General features: G+C 52.8%; 20 protein-coding genes. 18 read left to right on the top strand and 2 right to left on the bottom strand.

The window, feature by feature from the left end; genetic code table 11:
- Nucleotides 1–254 precede the first annotated feature (254 nt).
- From NST43_RS21865 to NST43_RS21780, 18 genes are all read left to right on the top strand, one after another.
- Nucleotides 255–830, top strand: a complete 576-nt coding sequence (locus tag NST43_RS21865) for a hypothetical protein (protein WP_209988450.1) — start codon at nucleotides 255–257, stop codon at nucleotides 828–830.
- Nucleotides 831–950: 120 nt separating this feature from the next.
- A complete protein-coding gene (locus NST43_RS21860) occupies nucleotides 951–1,217 on the top strand; it encodes a hypothetical protein (RefSeq protein WP_209988453.1) in 267 nt (88 codons plus the stop codon).
- Between the two features lie 108 nt (nucleotides 1,218–1,325).
- Nucleotides 1,326–2,690: an ABC transporter substrate-binding protein gene (locus NST43_RS21855; RefSeq protein ID WP_339219355.1), complete on the top strand. Its 1,365-nt coding sequence runs from the start codon at nucleotides 1,326–1,328 to the stop codon at nucleotides 2,688–2,690.
- An 84-nt stretch (nucleotides 2,691–2,774) separates the two neighbouring features.
- Entirely contained in the window at nucleotides 2,775–3,656 is an 882-nt protein-coding gene (locus tag NST43_RS21850; protein WP_036699404.1) for a sugar ABC transporter permease, read from the top strand.
- Nucleotides 3,656–4,483, top strand: a complete 828-nt coding sequence (locus NST43_RS21845) for a carbohydrate ABC transporter permease (RefSeq protein ID WP_209988458.1) — start codon at nucleotides 3,656–3,658, stop codon at nucleotides 4,481–4,483. The genes NST43_RS21850 and NST43_RS21845 overlap by 1 nt, the downstream gene beginning before the upstream one ends.
- Before the next feature lie 73 nt (nucleotides 4,484–4,556).
- A complete protein-coding gene (locus NST43_RS21840) occupies nucleotides 4,557–5,546 on the top strand; it encodes a LacI family DNA-binding transcriptional regulator (RefSeq protein ID WP_209988461.1) in 990 nt (329 codons plus the stop codon).
- 476 nt (nucleotides 5,547–6,022) lie between these two features.
- Nucleotides 6,023–6,997: a LacI family DNA-binding transcriptional regulator gene (locus NST43_RS21835; RefSeq protein ID WP_209994635.1), complete on the top strand. Its 975-nt coding sequence runs from the start codon at nucleotides 6,023–6,025 to the stop codon at nucleotides 6,995–6,997.
- 46 nt (nucleotides 6,998–7,043) lie between these two features.
- Nucleotides 7,044–7,976 (top strand): alpha/beta hydrolase, encoded by a 933-nt coding sequence (locus NST43_RS21830; RefSeq protein WP_339219352.1) that lies wholly within the window; start codon nucleotides 7,044–7,046, stop codon nucleotides 7,974–7,976.
- 97 nt (nucleotides 7,977–8,073) lie between these two features.
- Nucleotides 8,074–9,030 carry a sugar kinase gene (locus NST43_RS21825; RefSeq protein WP_339219350.1) on the top strand — a complete coding sequence of 319 codons (957 nt, stop codon included), beginning with the start codon at nucleotides 8,074–8,076 and terminating at the stop codon, nucleotides 9,028–9,030.
- A 13-nt stretch (nucleotides 9,031–9,043) separates the two neighbouring features.
- Nucleotides 9,044–10,510 (top strand): sucrose phosphorylase, encoded by a 1,467-nt coding sequence (gtfA, locus tag NST43_RS21820; RefSeq protein WP_339219349.1) that lies wholly within the window; start codon nucleotides 9,044–9,046, stop codon nucleotides 10,508–10,510.
- A gap of 26 nt (nucleotides 10,511–10,536) precedes the next feature.
- Nucleotides 10,537–11,328, top strand: a complete 792-nt coding sequence (locus tag NST43_RS21815; protein ID WP_339219347.1) for an alpha/beta hydrolase-fold protein — start codon at nucleotides 10,537–10,539, stop codon at nucleotides 11,326–11,328.
- 108 nt (nucleotides 11,329–11,436) lie between these two features.
- On the top strand, nucleotides 11,437–13,155 hold the full coding sequence (locus NST43_RS21810; protein ID WP_339219345.1) for a histidine kinase: 1,719 nt from the start codon (nucleotides 11,437–11,439) through the stop codon (nucleotides 13,153–13,155).
- 1 nt (nucleotide 13,156) lies between these two features.
- Nucleotides 13,157–14,752 (top strand): helix-turn-helix domain-containing protein, encoded by a 1,596-nt coding sequence (locus NST43_RS21805; protein ID WP_339219344.1) that lies wholly within the window; start codon nucleotides 13,157–13,159, stop codon nucleotides 14,750–14,752.
- Nucleotides 14,753–14,894: 142 nt separating this feature from the next.
- On the top strand, nucleotides 14,895–16,436 hold the full coding sequence (locus NST43_RS21800) for an extracellular solute-binding protein (protein WP_209994628.1): 1,542 nt from the start codon (nucleotides 14,895–14,897) through the stop codon (nucleotides 16,434–16,436).
- A 73-nt stretch (nucleotides 16,437–16,509) separates the two neighbouring features.
- A complete protein-coding gene (locus NST43_RS21795; RefSeq protein WP_209994627.1) occupies nucleotides 16,510–17,433 on the top strand; it encodes an ABC transporter permease subunit in 924 nt (307 codons plus the stop codon).
- 12 nt (nucleotides 17,434–17,445) lie between these two features.
- Complete coding sequence (locus NST43_RS21790) at nucleotides 17,446–18,339, top strand: carbohydrate ABC transporter permease (protein ID WP_173127825.1); 894 nt, start codon at nucleotides 17,446–17,448, stop codon at nucleotides 18,337–18,339.
- Between the two features lie 37 nt (nucleotides 18,340–18,376).
- Complete coding sequence (locus NST43_RS21785; protein WP_339219341.1) at nucleotides 18,377–19,183, top strand: Nif3-like dinuclear metal center hexameric protein; 807 nt, start codon at nucleotides 18,377–18,379, stop codon at nucleotides 19,181–19,183.
- A gap of 214 nt (nucleotides 19,184–19,397) precedes the next feature.
- The gene (locus tag NST43_RS21780; protein ID WP_339219340.1) at nucleotides 19,398–19,520 is read left to right on the top strand and encodes a hypothetical protein; all 123 of its coding nucleotides are present in this window, start codon (nucleotides 19,398–19,400) and stop codon (nucleotides 19,518–19,520) included.
- Nucleotides 19,521–19,567: 47 nt separating this feature from the next.
- Here the strand turns inward: NST43_RS21780 and NST43_RS21775 are convergent, their stop codons facing one another.
- Together NST43_RS21775 and NST43_RS21770 are read right to left on the bottom strand one after the other, a co-directional pair.
- Nucleotides 19,568–19,705, bottom strand: coding sequence for a hypothetical protein (locus tag NST43_RS21775; protein ID WP_339219339.1), 138 nt, complete (start codon nucleotides 19,703–19,705; stop codon nucleotides 19,568–19,570).
- The gene (locus tag NST43_RS21770) at nucleotides 19,702–21,327 is read right to left on the bottom strand and encodes an FGGY-family carbohydrate kinase (protein WP_339219338.1); all 1,626 of its coding nucleotides are present in this window, start codon (nucleotides 21,325–21,327) and stop codon (nucleotides 19,702–19,704) included. Before NST43_RS21770 ends, NST43_RS21775 begins: the two co-directional genes overlap by 4 nt.
- Between the last annotated feature and the right edge of the window lie 162 nt (nucleotides 21,328–21,489).

The following is a 21,489-nucleotide window of genomic DNA, read 5'->3' as shown; positions in this document are numbered from 1 at the left end:
TATGCTATTCTATAGAGCCGTGAGCAGAAGGGGCTCAGGCTCTATCAATCACTTATTAGCTAAATTAAATAGGAAGAGAGTTAAACGAAGATATATTGACTTGTAGTCGAATTTCTTCTAAAAATGTAAAGAGAACAACTTAAAAGAGATATTTTGGAATGCGGAATGGGTAATATAGGATTATAGAGAATAAAATAATATGGAGGTGCAGTGGGGCTTTAAAAACATGCTTTTGTTGGAGAAGGTGACTAAAGATGAATAGAAAATACCTAATGGCGGTCTTCATAGGTTTGTTCATGCTTCTTATGAGTGCTTGTCAAAAAGACAATCCCTACGATTCTCTGTTTCACCATGTGGAGGAGCATCGTACTGTGTTTGCCATGACAAAGGATGAAGGGATTGCCGCTCTGGACTTGGTCGATTACGAAGATAAGAATAACACGCTTACTCTGAATGAAGAACTCACGGCAGAGGATCAAAAGTACGGACAACGAATACGACTCGACAATAATCAATTGATTGAAGGTTATGAATTGGTGACACGATTGCCGAGATCCGAGATTGGATACCAGCAAGCAGGGAGAATTGTGGAGGCCTTCATGGGACACTATAGCCCTTCTGAGGAAGAAAAAGAGAAGGTGCTTGATTCTATCCATGCCGTCGATGACAAGACTTTTCCCGTCAAGCCGGAGGTTAAGCTAGTGACAGAATCGTGGGAGAGCAATGATAAGGGTGGGAGCATGAGTATTCATTATAGATTAACCAACAGTCTAGCGAACGCCGAGGAGATATCTTTGGTATTACAATTTCTCCGCACAGCTTCTCCCTAAATGATTATGCCTTATCCCCTGATATCAAAGGTTTCGGCTCATTCGAGCTGAAGCCTTTTTTGCTGCTGGCCTGCTAGAACCAAATACAATAGGCAGCAGCGAGCGCTGGGGGGGGGGCGGATGTATGCGAAAAACCGATTACATTGGACAGCGGTGAGGGCGCTTGGGCCGGATGTAATCGAAAAACCGACCACATTAGGCGCGGCGGAGGCGCGTGGTCCGAATGTAATCGAAAAAGCGATTACAATTGTCCTGGGCGTGGTGCTTGGACTGAATGTAATCGAAAAACCGATTACAATTCGACTGGGAACGGCGCGTGGTCCAAATGTAGTCGGAAAACCGAACACACCGCCGCCAGCGCCGCACTCACCCCTTTTAATTAGCTAAAATTTAAATATGATAACCGATTGACATAGATATGTTAACCGGTTATCATAAAGTTGCATCCGAAATGTATGCGCATTCAAAACAATCATAAGTATGGGGGGATTTCAGTTGAAATTGAGAAAAGCTGCAAGCTTCGCTATCGCTCTGACGGTGGTCACCGGATTACTCGCAGGCTGTTCCAAGGGGAATTCAACGAACAGTGCTGTCAAGGAAGACAAGGGGAATGGGGGAACACAAACAGAGCAAGCCTCCAAGGACGTTAAGCTAACTTTCTTCAATACTTCTGCAGAAGTCAATACAGTATTCGAGGAGCTGTTCAAGAAGTATCATGAGCAGAATCCGCAGGTGACGATTGAACTGATTCCTACGCCGATCGGCGGCGCGCAGCTTGAGAAGTTCCAATCCCTGCTGGCCTCCGGCAATCCGGCGACAATCGTGAATCTGGATGCAGGCACCATACTTCAATATAAGGATGATTTTCTGGATTTAGAGCCGGAGAAGGCGAAGTATGAAGAGCTGACCAATCCGGGAGCCATCGACGGCGCATTGCTGGACGGACAATTCCTGGGTATTCCCTGGACTGCCCAAGGCTACGGTCTGCTGTACAACAAGCGTGCGGTAGAAGAGGGTATCGGCGGTGCCTTTGATCCAGCATCGGTGAAGACCCGTGATGATCTGGAAGCGGTCTTCAAGAAGATTGAAGCCTCCGGCAAAGCACCGGTCATGCTTCACGGGGCAGACTGGTCGCTCGGCGCCCACTATCTGGGATTGACCTATTCCCTGCAGTCGCAGAAGGTGGAGGACAACCGGAAGTTCGTGGAGGAGCTGAAGAACGGGCAGGTTAAGCTGACGGAGAATCCGCAGTTTACCGGACTGATGGATACCTTCGATCTGTTGAAAAAATACAACGCACGTAAGAGCGACCCGCTCGTTGCCGATTATAACCGTGACAGCGCAGATTTCGCCAAGGGAGCTGCCGCCTTCTACTTCATGGGAGACTGGAGCTGGGCGGTCATCGGAACGCTGGAAGGCCGCGATGCTGACTTCGGTATCCTGCCGCTGCCTATTAGCAATAATCCAGAGGATTTCGGCAACGCGCAAGTCGCCTACAGCGAGCCTAAGCTGTTCGCCATCGATGATTCGAAGTCTACGCCGGAGCAGCAGGAAGCCGCCAAAGCGTTCATCGAATGGATGGTCAGCAGCGAGGACGGCCAGAAGGCTATTATTACCGATATGGGGCTGTCCATGCCGTATAAGGATCTCAAGGCACAGAGCACCAACATCATGTCCAATGCCGTCAGCGAATATGTGAAGCAAGGGAACATCATCAATATCGGTGTGATTAATTACTTGCCGCAGGATTACTGGGCCAAGACCGGCGCTGCGATGCAGAAGTATCTGGTAGGCAATATCGACCGCCAGGGGCTTGCGCAGGAGGTTCAGGATTACTGGAAATCATATGCAGGGAAATAGAGAATCTCTCCGTTTGTGCTAAAAGAACAGGCTGAACCGGGACATTCTCCAGTTCAGCCTGTTAAGAGGAAAGGGGGCAGCACTATGAACAAAAAGCTATCACTGAAGAATGCGGGGACGTTTCTGGTCTTCGGAGGTCCCTCGATCTTCGCTTTTGCCGCCGTTGTGATTATACCGTTCATCGTCGGCTTATATTTGACCTTCACGAACTGGGATGTCCGGACAGGCGACAGCAGCCTGATCGGCTTCACGAATTATCTGGAGGTATTCAGGGATAAGGTGTTCCTTCAGCAGCTGTGGTTCACCCTGAAGTATGTCTTCTTCACCGTGGTGATTGCCAATGTGTTCGCTTTCTTCATCGCACTCGCCCTGACGAGAGGCGGGAGAGGGGAACAATGGCTGCGCACAGGCTTCTTCACACCCAATCTGGTCGGCGGGATCGTACTCGGATACCTGTGGCAGACGCTTTTCTCACAGGTGCTGCCTTACCTTGGTGCGAAATACGGCTGGGAGCTGTTTCAGACCTCATGGCTGACGAATACGGGGACGGCATTCTGGGCGCTGATCATTGCAACTGCCTGGCAGCTGGTCGGGTATCTGATGATCATTTATATCGCGGGCTTCACCGGCGTTCCGAATGATGTGCTGGAGGCGGCGAGCATCGACGGAGCGGGACGGACTTCAGTGATTCGCAGAATCATCCTGCCGCTGACGGTTCCTGCGATCGTCATCTGTATTTTCATCTCCCTGTCCCGATCCTTCTTAACGTATGACATCAACCTGGCCTTAACCAAGGGCGGACCGTTCAATTCAACGGAGCTGGCCACCTACCATATCGTGCAAAAAGCCTTCTTGTCCAATCAATACGGTGTCGGCCAGGCAGAGGCAGTCGTTCTGTTCGCTGTCGTAGCGATTATCGCCTTGACGCAATCCTATCTGCTGAAGAAGCTGGAGGTGGAATCTTAATGAATGCTAACCGGCGCATCCTCTCGGGCCTGCGGACAGGATTCCTGTACCTGCTGCTGTTCGCCTTTTTAACACCGTTTCTGCTGATTATTATGAATTCCTTCAAGACCACCCAGCAATTCTTCGAGAGCCCGCTGTCACTGCCGACAACGATTAATTTCAAGAACTATGCCAGCGCTTTCGACAATATGGACTTTATGCAGGGATTCATGAACTCGCTGATCATTACGGGGATTTCCGTTACGATCATTATTATTTTCTCGGCGATGACCGGGTACTTGTTCGTACGCTACAAATGGAAGGTGAATTCCATCTTCTTTTTCCTCATGCTGGCCTCCATGGCTCTGCCCTTCCAGGTGCTGATGATTCCCATGGTGATGCTGTACGGAAATATGGGGCTGCTGAATACCAAGCTGACGCTGCTGTTCATGTATCTCGGCTTCGGAGTGCCGTTCGGCGTCTTCACGTTCCACGGCTTTATCAAGGGGATTCCTTATGAGCTGGAAGAATCGGCGTTTATCGAAGGGAGCAGCACGCTGCGGACGTTTTTCAGTATTGTGCTGCCCTTGCTGAAGCCGGTGTTCGTCACCCTGCTGGTGCTCGATGTGCTCTGGATCTGGAATGACTATCTTCTGCCTAGTCTGGTGCTGCTGTCGCCGGATCAGAAGACACTGCCGCTGTCCACGTATACCTTCTTCTCCTCCTATTCTGTGGACTATGCGCCGCTGATGGCCGGGCTGATTATGACGATCATTCCCGTGCTGATCATCTACCTGTTCCTGCAAAAACAGATCATCAAGGGGATCACGGAGGGAGCGCTGAAATAGGGGAGGTTGACGTTATAGCTGAAATCTAACCCGAATTCATCTATAATTGGAACTAAAAAGCAAGGTGGTTCCTATGGCGAATCTGAAGGACGTCGCAAAGCAGGCAGGACTTTCTGTCAATACAGTGTCCAGAGTCCTTAACAATAGAGGGTATATCAGTGACAAGACGAAGGAGAAGGTCTACCGGGTGATGAAGGAAATGAATTATCAGCCGAATGAAATGGCCCGGGCCCTGTTCCGCAAAAAATCGAATATGATCGGGCTGATCATCCCGGCGATTTCCCATCCTTTTTTTGCCGAGCTGACCGGCTATCTCGAATATTATGCAGACCTTAAGGGCTACAAGCTGCTGCTCTGCAATTCCAACCGCAACGTCTCCAAGGAAGTAGATTATATCGAGATGCTCAAAAAAAACCAGGTCGATGCCATCATCATGGGCAGTGCCGTGCTGGATGTGCAGCATTACCTTCACCTGGGCCTGCCGATCGTCTCCTTCGACCGTGTAATCTCAGAGGATATACCAGTGGTCACCTCGGATAATCTGGAGGGCGGCCGGCTGGCTGCCCGGCTATTAATCGGCAAGGGCTGCCGGCACACGGTCTATATCCAGCGGGGGATCGACGGTCCCCAGCATCACTTCATGCTGGCCGGCTTGAGAAGGCAGGGGTACGAAGAGGCGCTGAAGCATGCCGGGCTTGCGCCAATGTACTTACAGCTGGAGGTTGAAGAGGGGAGCTACACCGGAGGGGACACTGCCATTGCCGCCTACCTTCAGGAGCATCCTGAGATTGACGGCGTATTTGCCAGCAGTGATGTGATTGCCGCCGAGGTCATTCATGCATGCAACCTGCTCGGCAAGGAGATTCCGTCAGCGATGCGCATTGTGGGCTATGATGATGTGCAGCTTGCCTCGCTGATCTCACCGCGTCTAAGCACTGTCCGGCAGCCGATTCAGGAGATGAGCGAAGCCATTATGGAGCTGGCGGTCCAGCAGATCGAGGGCCAGACGGTGGCGATGGTGAATACGTTCCCGGTAACGGCTGTGGAGCGCGGCACGACCTGATACCCCGGACTGGCAGCTTCCCTGCCAGCGTCTGCCCTAGTAGAGCATCAGGTTTAATATTGTGAATATTCCCGCAGCAGTCCTTCGGATGCTGTAGGTGCTGGAACGGTAGCAGCTGCATTTTGTACATTAGAATGCTGTAAAAATGCCTTCAAAATAGAATCTATTGTATTCCGTACAATTGAATGTTGAAAAGAGGCCATTTTCCACCCTAAACACAACATTCCACTGTATGAAATGCAATAGAATCTCATATTATGGCTAGCTATGCATTTTCTATTGCAGGAAATACAATTACCTACATGAATCCAAGAGTAGAAGTCGGCAACAGGTAGCCTATCAGCTTAATATTAGCTCGAGGTTCATGCTTATAGTTTTAAAGCTGCTGCTGCCCTATTATATTAACCGGTTAACACAGAGCCATGCCCTGTTCCGCTGAACAGAGGAAGTAGGCTGACCCGGGTCAGGAGGTACGGATGGCTGTAACCATCAAAGATGTTGCCGAGAAGGTCGGCGTCTCCGTCACTACCGTCTCCCGTGTGCTTAATAACCGGGGATACCTCAGTGAGAGTCTGAAGCAGAAGGTGAACGATGCCATGGAGGAGCTGAATTACCATCCGAGTGAGGTGGCACGCTCCTTACTGCGCAAGAAGTCCAATATTATCGGCCTGATTCTGCCGGATATCTCCCATCCGTTCTTCGGAGAGGTAACCAAGCATATTGAGGCCTATGCCTATGAACAAGGCTATAAGCTTATGTTGTGCAATTCCCTGCATCATAAGAAAAAAGAGAAAGAGTACATCGATCTGCTGCGGGCCAGCCGGGTTGACGGGATCATCATGGGCAGCCATACGATGAGCGTGAACGATTACAAGTCGATCAACCTGCCGCTGGTGTCGCTGGACCGGCAGATCTCGAAGTCGATTCCGTTCATTGCCTCGGATAACTATCAGGGGGGAGTGCTGGCCACCCGGCTGCTGCTGCGTAAAAAATGCCGGAGCATCGCCTATCTCAGCGGGAATCTGCGCCTGAATCTGCTGGCCAAGCAAAGGCATGACGCCTTCCTGGAGCAGGTCAGGGGGCAAGATGTTGAATATACCGTCCGGCAAACCGATCTGAACGGATTCAAGTATAAGGATTACGAGAAGCTGGTCAGTAGTCTTTTTGAGGAACGTCCTGAGCTGGACGGCGTATTCGCGAGCAGCGATATGCTGGCGCTACAGGTGCTGAAGCAGTGCAGAAGGCTGGGCAGAGCCGTGCCCGGCCAAGTCAAAGTCATTGGATATGACGGAATTGCCGCCCTGGATGCGGAGGATCTGACGACCATCGTCCAGCCGATCAAGAAAATGGGCGAGCTGGCCGTTCAATATCTGCTTCAGCAGATTGCCGGCGAGCCGGTCCCGCTGGAGACGATTCTTCCCGTCCGGTTATCGGAGAAGGGGACCACTTAAAGTACGCAGGATTCATTCACATTCGAACGATATGGAGGGAATATAGATGGATTTCATTCACCGCGTGGCCCCGGAATTAAGAGAGGGGATTGCCGGATTGCCGCCGCTGCATTTGCCAGAGGATCTGGCCGCAGCCCGGAATATGATTCCGTTGCTTACAGAACGATCGGACCGTGTCCGCATTACGGAGCGGGTCCTGATTGCCGGTTCCGGGCCGGTACGGATCAGAATCTATGAACCGGCGAAGCGGAGTAAGCATAAGCTGCCTGCCCTGCTCTGGACTCATGGCGGCGGCTATATTCTGGGCCAGCCGAGCGGTGACGATGCGTTATGCGAGAGCTTCGTCCTCGCGGCCAACTGTGTGGTCGTGTCGCCCGATTACCGCCTTGCCCCGGAGCATCCGTACCCGGCAGCCATTGAGGACTCTTATGCAGCGCTTGTGTGGCTGGCCGATATCAACAATGGGCTGAGCATTGATTTGACCCGGATTGCCGTCGGCGGAGCAAGTGCAGGCGGCGGTCTGGCAGCTGCACTGGCGCTGATGGCGAGAGACAAGGGCGGTCCTGCCCTCTGCTTCCAGCTTCCGCTGTATCCGATGCTGGATGACCGCAACACTACACCTTCCAGCTATGAGGTGACGCACCCTGCGGTGTGGAACCGGGCTAACAATCTGGTGGCATGGGAGATGTACCTGGGCGGTCCTGCCGGGGGCACAGACACCTCCCCGTATGCGGCACCCGGCCGTGCGGAACAGCTGGCGGGACTTCCGCCCGCCTATACCTGTGTCGGACAGCTCGACCCGTTCCGTGATGAGACGATAGACTATGTGGCCCGGCTGGCACAGGCCGGTGTAGAAGTGGAGCTTCATCTCTACCCGGGCGGCTATCATGGCTTCGAGCATGTTGTCCCTGCAGCCGAAGTCAGCCGCAGAGCCAGAGAGGGATACATCCATGCCTTGGCAAGAGCCTTGAACTCTTAAATTGTAAAAAGAGGACGGGTTTTTGAAAGTATTGTGTACACAGAGACCATAGAATGGATATGACACAAGGATACTGGAGTACCAAGGGGGAGTGCGGGTGTTTAGACTCGGAGAGACAATACAGTTTGAAGATCAGGCGAACGATGTGTTAACAGTGGGCGAGCTGCTCGTGGATATGATCTCCAATGAGTACGGCGAGGATACGGTAGGTGATGGATATACCCGGTATTTTGGCGGATCGCCTTCAAATATTGCCATTAATGCGGGGAAGCTGGGCATCCGGTCGCATGTAGCTTCGGCGGTGGGCAGGGATAGCCTGGGCAACTATCTGATGAACCGGCTGCAGAGCGCCGGAATGGCGACAAGCGGCATCCAGCAGGTCGATGATTCTACCAGTATGGTGGTGATTACCAAGAGTCAGGCTACGCCGGTTCCGATCTTTTACCGTGCGGCGGATTACCGGCTGGAGTACAATGAGGCGCTGGAGCAAGCCTTGATTCATTCCAGAATTGTCCACTTCTCCTGCTGGCCGATCTCCAGGAACCCGTCCCGTGAGACAGTGGAGCGGGTGATCAAGACGGCAAGGATGCATAAGGTGCTGATCGGCTTCGATCCCAACTACCATCCCTCGATCTGGCAGAAGGGGGAGGACGGGGTAGCCTATGTCAAAAGCATCATCCCGAAGGTGGATATCATCAAGCCTTCCGAGGATGATGCTGAGCGTCTGTTCGGTCCCGGCACGCCGGAGGAGCAGATCGCCAGATTCCTTGCGCTTGGCGCGAAGCTGGTCATTCTGACGCTGGGCAAGGACGGGGCACTCGTCTCCACCGGAAGCGAAACGATGTCGTTTGCCACCAAGGCGACGCAGATTGAAGATACGACGGGAGCAGGAGATGCCTTCTGGTCCGGATTCTATACAGCTATTATCAAAGGGTATACGCTCACAGAGGCGCTGGAGCTTGGATTTGCTGTCAGCGCGTACAAACTGAAATTCACGGGTGCGGTAGTCGATCTGCCTGCGCTTGCGGTCATTAAGCAACAATTCAACCTGTAGGAGGCTTCTTAAGATGACACTGAAGAATCAAGTACAGTTAATTACCTATCCCGATTCGCTGGGCGGAGACCTGAAGCAGCTTCATCAGGTGCTGCGCGGCCCCTTCGCCGGGCTGTTTGCCGGGGGGATTCACATCCTTCCGCCCTTTCCTTCTTCGGGGGACCGCGGCTTTGCGCCGCTGACTTATCTGGAGATCGAGCCGGAATTCGGCACCTGGGAGGATATCCGCAGCATCGGGGCAGAATTCGATGTGCTGGTGGATCTGATGGTCAATCATATCTCCAGGCAATCGCCGTATTTCCAGGACTTCCTGGAGCATGGCCGGGCTTCTAAATATGCGGATCTGTTCATTACCTTGGACAAAATCTGGGAGCATGGCGAGCCTGTGCGTGCGGATATCGAGAAGATGTTCCTGCGGCGGCCGCTGCCGTACTCTACCTTCACAACTTCTGGAGGGGGGAAAGAGAAGGTCTGGACCACTTTTGGCAAAACCGACCCTTCCGAGCAGATTGATCTGGATATCCATTCTCCGCTTACCCGCGACCTGCTGCGGCAGTTCTTCCTGAACTTCAAAGAGCAGAATGTCAAGATCGTCAGGCTGGATGCGGTCGGGTACGTGATCAAGAAGCTGGGCACCAGTTGTTTCTATGTGGAGCCGGAGATCTATGAATTCCTGGACTGGATTAAGGAGATGGCCGATTCGCTGGACATAGAGCTGCTGCCGGAGGTACATGCGCATCACAGTATCCAGACCAAGCTATCGGAATACGGCTGCTGGATCTATGATTTTATTCTGCCTTACCGCGTGCTTGAGGCGCTTACCGGCAGATCCAATACGGCGCTGTACGACTATCTGCGGACCCGTTCGCCTAAGCAGTTCACGATGCTGGACTGTCATGACGGGGTTCCGGTGAAGCCGGATCTGGATGATCTGATCGATACGAAGGAAGCACGGGAGCTGGTGGATCTCTGCGTGGAGCGCGGGGCGAACCTGAGCCTGATTCTGTCCGAGGAGCATAAGGCGCCGGATGGCTTCGATGTCCATCAGATCCGCTGCACGTATTACAGTGCGCTGAATGAGGATGACGATGCGTACCTGGCAGCAAGGGCGATTCAATTCTTCGCACCGGGTATTCCGCAGGTCTATTATGTAGGCTTGCTGGCTGGCCGTAATGATCTGGAGCAGGTTGCCCTGACGGGGGAAGGCCGGGAGATTAACCGCCATAACTATACGCTGGAGGAGATTGCAGCGGAGAGTGAGCGGGAGGTCGTGCAGCGGCTGATGAAGCTGATCCGCTTCCGCAATGAGTATAGCGCCTTCCATGGAACCTTCCGGGTGCTGGAGGCAGAGGCGGATGAAATCAGGCTGATGTGGGAACAAGGAACAGCATATTGCCGGTTGCATATTAACCTTCAGAATTATAAGACTGTTATCGAATATATAGATCAGCAGGGACAAGAAGCGGTATACTGGGTCTGATTCTAATTCGTTAAGGGGGAATGATGATGGCTACAATGCAAATCAGCCTGTTCTCGGCAAGTCTGAAGCGGGAGGTCACGATCCAGGCCATATTGCCGGTGGATCTGCCGGAGGGCTGGGGATTGCCGGCCTGGTCGGGCCAGCCCTTGAGATCGCTCTATCTGCTGCACGGCTTCTCCGGCAGCCAGAACGACTGGCTGAACTTCTCCAGGATCAGGGAGCTGGCAGACAGGCATCAGGTGGCAGTATTCATGCCGGCCGGGGAGAACCGCTTCTATGTTAATGATGAGCTTAGGGAAGAATACTACGGTGAGTATATCGGCAGGGAGCTGGTAGACTTCACCCGCAAGCTGTTCCCGTTATCAGCAGCCAGAGAGGATACCTGGATCGGCGGCTTATCAATGGGTGGCTACGGTGCGATCCGCAACGGCCTCAAGTACGCGGAGCGCTTCGGCCGGATCATCGCCTTATCCTCGGCCTTAATTCCGTATAGAGTGGCCAATATTGCCCCAGACTATAAAGACGGAATTGCCAGCTATTCCTACTATGTCAGCGTCTTTGGTGATCTGAGCAGGCTGCTTGGCAGCGACAAAGACCCCGAGCAACTGGTGCGTGACGTGAAGGCGCAAGGACTTGCCCTGCCGGAGCTGTACATAGCGTGCGGAACCGAGGACATGCTGCTGGATGTGAACCGCCGGTTCCATCAGTTCCTCGAAGGCGAGCAGGCTGCCCATTACTATGAAGAGGGCCCGGGCGACCATAACTGGGTGTACTGGGATAAGCATATCGAAGCTGCGCTGGATTGGGCGGGTAATTGACTTTATAAGAAGCACTTAAGAAAATGCATACTTATACGCCCCTGGGTCTGGCCTAAGAAGGTATCGGCTCAGGGGCGTGCTGAATTCCGGGGAAAGGAAGAGGCGGGGATGATCCGAACCAACAGTATCGTGTTCAAATTTTCGTTGCAAATGACAGTGATTCTTGCGATCCTGCTGTCTATCCTTGTTCTGAGTAACATCTACTCCCTGGAGGTTGTGCGAAGCAATGCACTGACTAGCTCGCGTAATACACTGGCCCTCTATCAGGCCAACATTCATAATAATTTCAACAATTTCTCCAAGGACCTCATTGAGGTGTTCGACCATAACGTGGATGCCGCCGTGAATTCGGCGGGAATGGATGAGAACAACCGGTATTTCAAGGTCCAGCAGCTCAAGAATAGCCTGCAGTCGAAAATAGCAGGCGATAATTCGAGCGACGGCATGTTCATCAGGCTCTCGGATGAGCTGGTGCTGGAGCAGTTCAACCGCCGGATTCAATCGGAGGATAAGCTGGCTCTGGTGGATTTTATCAATATGCATAAATTCAGTACGGCTCCGGCAGCATCAAGCGGGGAGTGGAAGGTCTTCCAGATCCGCGGCGAGTCCTACTTGTTCAAATATATTACTTATTCCGGGGTCAGCTTCGGAACGTTAGTGAAAGCGGACACTCTGCTGGCCATGGTCGACAGGGGAGGGAATGATCAGAACCGGTATGTGCTCAGTGATTCGAAAGGAAATATACTGGCAGCGAGTAATATCCCTCTGCAGGAGGGAGAGACGACGCTTGAGAGCTTAAGCAGGCAGTATCAGCGGGATTACCTGATTGTATCTGAACCGATCGGCGAGTTCGGGCAGATGACTCAAATGGTTGCCAAGGGCAGTCTGTTCTCAGGCCTGAAGCTGATTCAGTGGGGGATTGCCCTGCTGGCGGTTCTCTCGGTCATTGTGGTGCCGCTGGTGCTGAGATTCCTGACGAGGGATGTGCTGAGGCCGATTCTGGAGCTGGTGAAGGCGGCGAAGGCGGTCGAGCAGGGGCAGCTGGAATACCAGATTCCGCAGAATACCCCCTACTCCCTGGAATTCCTGAAGCTGTTCCATGCGCTGGAGTCCATGGTCAGTGAGATCAAGGATCTGAAGATTCAGTCCTATGAAGAACAGATCGAAATCAGCCGCGCCGAGATCAAGTATCTGCAGATGCAGATCCGGCCCCATTTTTTCCTGAATGCGATCTCAACGATCACCAGCTTAACCTATCAGAATAAAAATGAGGAGATCCGCCGCCTGATCCACTGCCTCTCTGAGCATCTCCGGTATATGTTCAAAGGGGGGCTGATGGAAGTGACGATGGAGGAGGAGATCCGGCACACTGAGAATTATATCCGGATGCAGGAGATCCGTTATCCTGAACAGATTTTTTTCATGATCGAGATCCAGGAGGAAGCGCGGCAGGTGCCGATTCCACAGTTCATGATTCAGACCTTTGTGGAGAATACGTTCAAGCATGCCATGTTCGTTCAGGAGCTGCTGTCCATCTTCATCAGGGTGCGGATGGAGCAGCGAGACGATAGTTCATTTGTCAGCATTGTCATTGAAGATAACGGGGCGGGCTTCGCTTCTGAATGGCTGGATCAGCCGGAACGCGAAGAGGCAGGAGAGGACGGGGGCAGAGTGGGCATTGCCAATATCCGCAAGACCCTCAGACTGCTCTACAAACGGGAGGATCTGCTTAAGCTGTCCAACAACCAGTCTACAGGTGCCAGGGTTGAGCTGTGGATTCCTGTGAAGCCGCTCGAATGGGGCCAGCCCGGCTTAGAGGGAGGATAATATGCGTTGTATGCTGATTGACGATGATATTCCTACAATTGAAGCGCTGCGCGGCATTGTGAATTGGGAGGAATTCGGAATTACGGAAGTGCTCACCGCTCATAATATACAGGATGCGAAGCAACTCTTCGAGAACGGCGATCCGGATCTGATTATTTGCGATATTGAAATGCCGCGCGGATCTGGCATTGATATGATCAAGTGGGCCAGAGACCGTCACTATGAAGGCGGATTCATTTTCCTGACCTGTCATGAGAGCTTCACCTTCGCCTCCAAGGCGATCTCGTATGACGCCGACTCGTATCTGGTCAAGCCGCTGGACAAGCAGGAGCTGGAAGCAGCGCTCCGCAAGTCGATGGATACGCTGAAGAACAAAATCATGTTAGGCGAATACAGCAAGCTGGGCCATGCATGGCTGAAGAACCAGGATCTGATAGAACGCAGCTTCTGGAGCGATGTGCTGACGGCGACGATCTCTCCCCGGCCCCAGCTGATCCAGAGTGAGGTGCAAAAGCGGGAGCTGGCCGTTCAGGCGCATGCGGAGTACAGGCTGCTGCTGGTAAGTGTTCCCCGCTCCCAGATTGAACGGGAATGGGACGAGAGCATCTTCCATTACGCCCTCTCGAATCTGGTCTCAGAAATTCTCAGCAGCCGGGTGGGCAGCGGCCGGATGATTGCCTATCAGGTCGATAAAGTATTCTACAATGCGATCATTGTGGAGAGTCCGGCGGATATGCAGGAGCTGGAGGCAAGCGCCGGAGAGATCATCCGGCTGTCCAGGCAGTATCTGAAATGTACGGCTACCTGTTACTTCAGTGAGCCTGGGGTGATCTCCCGCCTGGCGCAGCTTAAGACGGAGCTGGAGCAGGCCGACGAGTCGAATATTATTTTCCGGGGCAAGCTGCATTTGCCGAATAAGCCCTTCCATGTGGATCTGACCGAGCGCTTCACACTGGATACGGAGCTATTCACCCTGCTGTTCGTCCAGAAGGAGAAGGCGCAGATTGTGAACCGGCTGAAGAAGGAGCTGGAGCTGCTGACGAGTCTGAACAAGCTGGATGCGGCTACGCTCCATTCGATCCGTGAGGATCTGCTTCAGGTGGTCTATTCGCTGCTTGCGCGGCATCACATTCAGGCACACCGCCTCTTTGAGGGCGAGCTCAGCCAGCAATTGGCCCAGGATGCCGAGAGCAGCGTGTTCGACTTCATGAAATGGGCGCAGGCGCTGACAGACAAGACGGTGGATTCCATCAAGGAGGTGCTGCAGTCCGAAGGGGTGGTCGAGCGGGCCAAACGGTTCATCCAGGACCACTATACTCAAGACCTCAGCCGTGAGGATGTTGCCGCAAGCGTCTATCTGACAGCGGATTATCTGGCGAAGGTCTTCAAGAACGGGACCGGGCAGACGGTCAAGGAGTATTTGAACGACTGCCGCATCCGGGCGGCGAAGCAGATGCTCCTGGAGAGTACGGCCAGTATAGGGGAGATCGCGATGGATACCGGATTTGATACCATTTCTTATTTCTCGACGGTATTCAAAAAATGGACCGGCGAAACACCGGCCGCCTATCGTGCCAAGCACAAGGCCGCTCTATAGCAGGAAGCTCCGCTTTTCGATGAGAGAAGCGGAGCTTCTTGCTGAGCACGTTTTTTTATAAAAATAGCCCGTATTATTGAAAGCCCGCCCCCCTCCAGGGCAAGTACAATGAGAATGTAAATATAGAACAGGAGGCATGATCATGAATAATAAAAAGGGGTTAGGTTCACTGCTGTTGTCTATGGTAATCTGCGGTTCCCTGCTCTCCGCCTGCGGCGGCAATTCCAATACAACATCCGAGGGTTCCGGGAATACAGAAGCTAAGGCCAAGGTGGCTGAGATTGTGTTTGCCTTGCCGTCCTTCAACCGGATTCCCGATGATCTGAGCAAGGTGACGAATGCGATCAATGCTATTACAACCGAGAAGATCGGTGTCAAAGTAGATTTCCGGCTCTTCGGTCCGGCGGATTATGCCCAGAAGGTCAATCTGGCGCTCCAGAGCGGGGAGAAAATGGACGTCTTCACCACGCTCGGACAGTTCTCCAACTATGTGTCCAAGAGTCAGGTGGCTCCGCTCGAAGAGCTGCTTCCCGAGCATGGTAAGGAGCTAACCGCCATTCTGGACAAGGATTTCGGTCCGGATATTCTCAAGACCACCACGATGGATGGACATATCTACGGGATTCCTGTGAATAAAGGCATGGCGCTGCCTACCAATATTATCTTCAACGCCGATATGCTGACAGACGCAGGAGTGTCGGCTGACTCGATCCAATCGGTGGAGGATCTGCCTGCGGTCTTCGCAGCTGTGAAGAAGAAGTCACCGGATGTAGTTCCGTTTGGCCCGATTAATGTGAATCCGACAGATACGGGACTTGTGAACTGGATGAAGGGTGCCAGCAAGGTGGATTACCTGACCGATACCACCGGAGTCGGTGTGGTCATCGGGGACAGCGGCAAGGTCGTGAACTTCTACGAATCCGATGTGTTCAAGAATGGGATTCAGATGATGCGGGAGTGGTTCAATGCGGGCTACTTGCAGAAGGATACCGCGACCACGACGATTACAGCGATGGAGATGGTCTCCTCCGGGCGCGGCTTCTCTTTCCTGGGAGGGTACAGCGGTATGGAGGTTGGCAAGCAGCTGAGTGCTCAAGTCGGGAAAAACATTGAGACCAAGCGGATCGCCCCGTTCTACTTCGATACCAGTGCCGTGAACTCTGTAACCTGGATGGTCTCCAGCACTTCCAAGGAGACGGAAGCTGCCGTCAAGTTCCTGAACCTGCTGTATACCGACAAAGAGCTGATTAACACCATTCTTTTCGGAATCGAAGGGGAGGATTATCTCAAGGTGGATGAGCATCATGTGAAATTCCCTGAGGGCATGGACGCCAATACGGTTCCTTATACCTCGATGCTCAGCTCCGGGATCGTAGGCTCCGAGTCACTCCAGTATCAGATGGAGGGAATCAACTGGTCGGATGTGGAACTGAAGCTCCAGGAGAACAAGGATACCGCCAGATCCCCATACTTCGGATTTATCTTTGACCAAGGTCAGGTGAAGACGCAGATGAGTGCGGTGACCAACGTAGTGAGTCAATTCCTGCCGGCACTGGTCAGCGGATCGGTAGACCCTGATACCATTATTGCGAAGTTCAACAGTGCGCTGAAGGATGCGGGTGCGCAGGACATTATAGACAGCAAGCAGCAACAACTGGATCAATGGCTAGCCGCGCAAAAATAGTAATCTTAAATAAGCCTGCTGAAGGTAGAGCCGCTATGGAAGCTCTGCCTTCGGCAATGGAGGTGAATCCGGCATGACAGCCAAACCTAAATCTAAACCGCTCAAAAAAACACTTCCTTTATTGATTCTGGCGGGTCCGGGCCTGCTGTACTTTCTCATCAACAGCTACTTTCCCATGTTCGGGGTGTTCATCGCGTTCAAGGATGTTAACTATGCGAAGGGCATCTTCGGCAGTGACTGGATCGGCTTCAAGAACTTCACCTTTCTGTTCCAGACCAGCGATGCCTGGATTATGACCCGGAATACGCTCTTGTACAATCTGGCCTTTATCGCGCTTGGTACCATAGTTTCAATTATCATCGCCATTCTGATGTCGGAGCTGCTGAACAAGCTCTACTCGAAGCTGTTCATGACCGGACTGATTCTTCCGAATCTGATCTCGATGGTCGTGCTTTCGCTGCTCGTCTTCGCCTTTCTGAACGCCGATAGCGGATTCGTGAATCATTCCATTCTGCGGCCGCTGGGGATTCCGGAGATTAACTGGTATTCGGAGGCGAAATATTGGCCTTATCTGCTGGTGCTTATTCAGATCTGGAAGACGGCAGGCTACGGTTCCATTATCTATTTCGCCTCTATTGCAGGCATCGACAAGAGCATCTACGAGTCTGCCAAAATTGACGGGGCCGGGAAGCTGAAGCAGATCCGCATGATTACCTTGCCGCTGCTGAAGCCGACGATCATCGTGCTGGTGCTGATGTCCATGGGACGGATTTTCAACTCCGACTTCGGCCTGTTCTATCAGGTGCCTATGAACTCTGGTGCGCTGTACAGCACGACTCAGACGATTGATACGTATGTCTACCGCGCCTTGATGCAGCTCAATGATATTGGAATGTCGGCGGCAGCCGGTCTGTATCAGTCGCTGGTCGGCTTTGCCCTGGTGCTTACGGTTAATGCCATCGTCAAGAAGGTTAATCCAGAAAACGCATTGTTCTAGGAGGAAATACAGATGATCCAAACAAGAGGAGAACGGACGTTTACTGTGTTTTCTGCGGTCGTGATGTTCCTGCTGACAGTTTTTGCTTTTTTACCTTTCCTGCTGATTGTCATTGCCTCGTTCACGAATGAGACGACTCTGATCCGCAACGGGTACAGCTTTTTCCCGGAGCATCTAAGTCTTGACGCATACCGGTATATTAAGTCCTCGGCGTACATCTTCATCAGAGCCTATGGCGTCTCCTTCCTGGTTACGATCCTGGGAACTGCCATTGGACTGCTGATAACAAGTATGCTTGCTTATCCGATGTCGCGGTCCGATTTCAAATATCATAATCTGCTGGCGTTCGTCGTCTTCTTCACCATGCTGTTCAGCGGGGGAATCGTGCCTTCGTATATCATGTGGACCCAATATTTCCATATCAAAAATACGCTGTGGGCGCTGATTCTGCCCAATCTGCTGGCGAACGGCTTCAACGTCCTGCTGGTCCGCAACTATTTCAAGAATAATGTGCCGCTGGAGATTATCGAAGCTGCCCAGATCGACGGGGCCTCGGAGCTGCGGACCTTCTTCCGCATCATGCTTCCGCTGTCCATGCCGGTCATGGCAACCGTCGGGATGTTTATGGGCCTGGCCTATTGGAATGACTGGATCAATGCGCTATATTTTGTATCGAAGCCGCAATTATACGGCATTCAGAATCTGCTGATGCAGCTGATGAGCAACATCCAATTCCTCAATTCCGGCCAGGCCGGCAACGTACTGGGGGCAGAGTCCGTATCGCTGCCAAGCACGGCCGTGCGGATGGCGATGGCGGTTCTGGGCATTGTGCCCGTGCTGTTCGTCCTGCCGTTCATGCAGAAATACCTGACCCGCGGTGTGATTATTGGTGCTGTCAAAGGCTGACAGGCTGACAATAAATAGATGAAAAGGAGAATGCGCGATGAATGTGCAGGAGGTTATTGACCGGATTCTGCTCGATTGCTGCGGAGGACGCAAGCTGGAACAGACCTGTGATGTGCTTGCCAGCGGCAAGGAAGACATGGAGGTCACAGGAATTGTCACAACGTTCATGGCGACTGTGGATGTGATCAAGGAAGCCATTGCGCTTGGAGCGAACCTGATTATCACCCATGAGCCAACCTATTATACCGGGATGGATTCGCTGGACTGGCTGCAGCAGGACCCGGTATATCTGGCCAAGAAGAAGCTGATTGATGAACACGGAATCACGATCTGGCGGTTCCATGACCATATGCACCTGGCAGATACCGACCGGATCTATGACGGTCTGCTCAAGGAACTGGAGTGGGAGGACAAGAAGCTGGACGATAAGGATGCCTGGGGATATCAGATTGAGGAGACCACCGTCGGTGAGCTGGCCGGCTTCCTGAAGCAGCGGCTGGGCATGAAGGTCATTCAGATTGTCGGCAACCCGCAAGCGGCCTGTGCCCGTATCGGCATTCTGGTGGGAGGCGGCAGCCTCGGGCTGGGCAGAGAGCAAATGCCGATGGAGCTGATGCAGGAGAAGAACCTGGATGTGATGATCTGCGGCGATATAACGGAGTGGACCTTATGCGCTTACGTGAATGATGCCGCCATGCTGGGCATGAACAAAGCGATGATCGTGATCGGCCACGAGCGCTCTGAGGAATGGGGCATGAAGTATATGGCCGAGTGGCTGGCGCCGCTGGTGGACGGGCTTCCGGTTACCTTCGTGGATGCGAAGGAGCCGTTTGTGTATTTGTGAGGTGAGGATGGAGCGAGTTACAATCGTTCCGTGAAATGATTCTGACCCCGGGTGGCCCCCGGAACCCTCCGGCCTGCTTCTAACGGACTGTAGGGCCCTTATTTTGAGGAAAAGCCTACTTTACACCGCCTATCGGACTGAGATGCGCTTATTCGTCCACTAAGTGATGTTAATCGGTGGAATTACCACCAATAAGAGCCCTGGAGTCCGTTGCTTGCGTGAAAAGTGGCTTTTTCGCGGAATAAGCACCTCTCAGTCCGCCGGGCAGATCCCGCAGAGTCAAATGCAAATGATGCTGGGCCTGGCCCAGGCGAGTTATGCCGCAAGCCTGGCATAAATCAAAGGCAGCCATCCCCCGCTACGGGAGGATGGCTGCCTTTTATACTACTGCAAGACGTAATTGCCCGTAGCTCTGCACTTACCTGCCTTGGCATCCGGCGCTTTAGCATAAGCCGAAGGGGCGGAGGATACCAGCAGCAGGGAGGTAAGCAATACCGTAAGCCTGCCCATATCTATTTTCATACGAAATCTCCTCTCTTCCGGTTCTCCAGTAAATGATCTACCGCCGCCTGCTCGATGGGCAGCCCCCTGGTGTAACGCTCCATATATAAGGCAAAGCCGTCCACATCTGTAGGGTCAGGCGATACCTCCTGTCCTTCCACATTACAGAACACCTTAGAGGCCAGGTAATCCGCCAGACTCTCATCCGGCTCCTTATGCATCATATAAGAGGCCAGAACCGCTATCCCCCATGCGCCGCCCTCACCAGCCGTAGACAGGACTGAGACCGGAACATTCAGTGCAGCCGCACAGATCCGCTGTCCGACCTGCGGGGTGCGGAACAATCCGCCGTGCGCTGAAATATGGTCAAACGTTACCCGTTCCTGTCCGGTCAAAATATCCATTCCGAGTCTTAACGCAGCAAAGGCGCTATACAGATGAACTCTCATGAAATTAGCCAGAGTGAAGCGGCTCTGCGGAGAGCGGACGAACAGCGGACGCCCCTCAGCAAGTCCGGTGATGTTCTCGCCTGAATAGTAGCCATAGCTCAGCAAGCCGCCGCCATCCGCATCCGCTTCCAGTGCTTGGTTCAGCAGGACGCTGAATAACTGATCCATGTCGGGCGTCAGCCCCATGGCTGCATAGAATTCACGGAACAAGCCGACCCAGGCATTCAGATCGCTGGAACAGTTATTGGCAAGAACCATAGCGACCGGGCTGCCTTCCGGAGTAGTCACGATATCAATCTCAGGGTAGACCGCTGTTAAATTCTTCTCCAGTACAAACATGGCAAAAACCGATGTCCCTACAGAAATATTGCCGGTACGTTTCCTCACGCTATTCGTCGCTACCATGCCTGTTCCGGCATCGCCCTCCGGCGGGCATAGCGGAATACCGGCCTGCAAATGGCCTGACGGGTCGATCAGCCGGGCGCCTGCTTCGCTGAGATTTCCGGCATTCATACCGGCCGTATGCACTTTAGGCAGGATATCTTGCAGCTTCCATGGGTAGCCCCTGCCGGCAATTAGACCGGTGAACTGCTTCACCATATCTTCATTGTATTGCTTCGTGGCTTCATCGATGGGGAACATCCCGGAGGCATCCCCGATCCCGAGAGCCCTGCGGCCCGTCAGCAGTAAGTGAATGTAACCTGATAGCGTCGTAAGATAATCTATCCGGGCTACATGCTCTTCACCGTTCAAAATAGCCTGATACAAGTGGGCGATACTCCAGCGCTCGGGAATTTTGAACTGGAATATGCTGCTTAGCTCCGCTGCGGCTGCGCCAGTAGTAGCATTGCGCCAGGTACGGAAGGGAACGAGCAGCTCTCCCGCCTGATCCAGCGCAATATACCCCTGCATCATGGCCGAGCAGCCTATGGAGCCGACGGTTTGCAGTGTGACGCCATAGGTCTGCTGAACCGCTTGCTGTAATTGCTGATAGGCGGCTTGCAGCCCTTGAACCACTTCACTGAGATCGTAAGTCCAGTAACCATTACTGAATTGATTCTCCCATTCATAGGTGCCGGAGGCGATCGTTTCAAAATGGTGATCGATCAGCACAGCCTTGATTCGCGTAGACCCGAACTCAATCCCAAGCGACGTTTCTCCCCGGACAATCGTTTGTTTCACAGAATACCCCATGATAGCGCTTCCCCTCTTCAGCTAAAATTGTCCAAAATATAACATATACAAGCGATAGTGTACAACCCTTCGGCTCTTTTTTGAACTGTCTTTACCCGGATAGGCTGTTGCAAATCTGCAATTCACCCCCTGTAAGAAAAATATTTTATTTTTTTTAGCCGC

This window comes from Paenibacillus sp. FSL H8-0332 (assembly GCF_037963835.1).
Lineage (GTDB): Bacteria > Bacillota > Bacilli > Paenibacillales > Paenibacillaceae > Paenibacillus_AQ > Paenibacillus_AQ rhizoplanae.
This window is presented reverse-complemented; position numbering and strand designations above follow the sequence as displayed.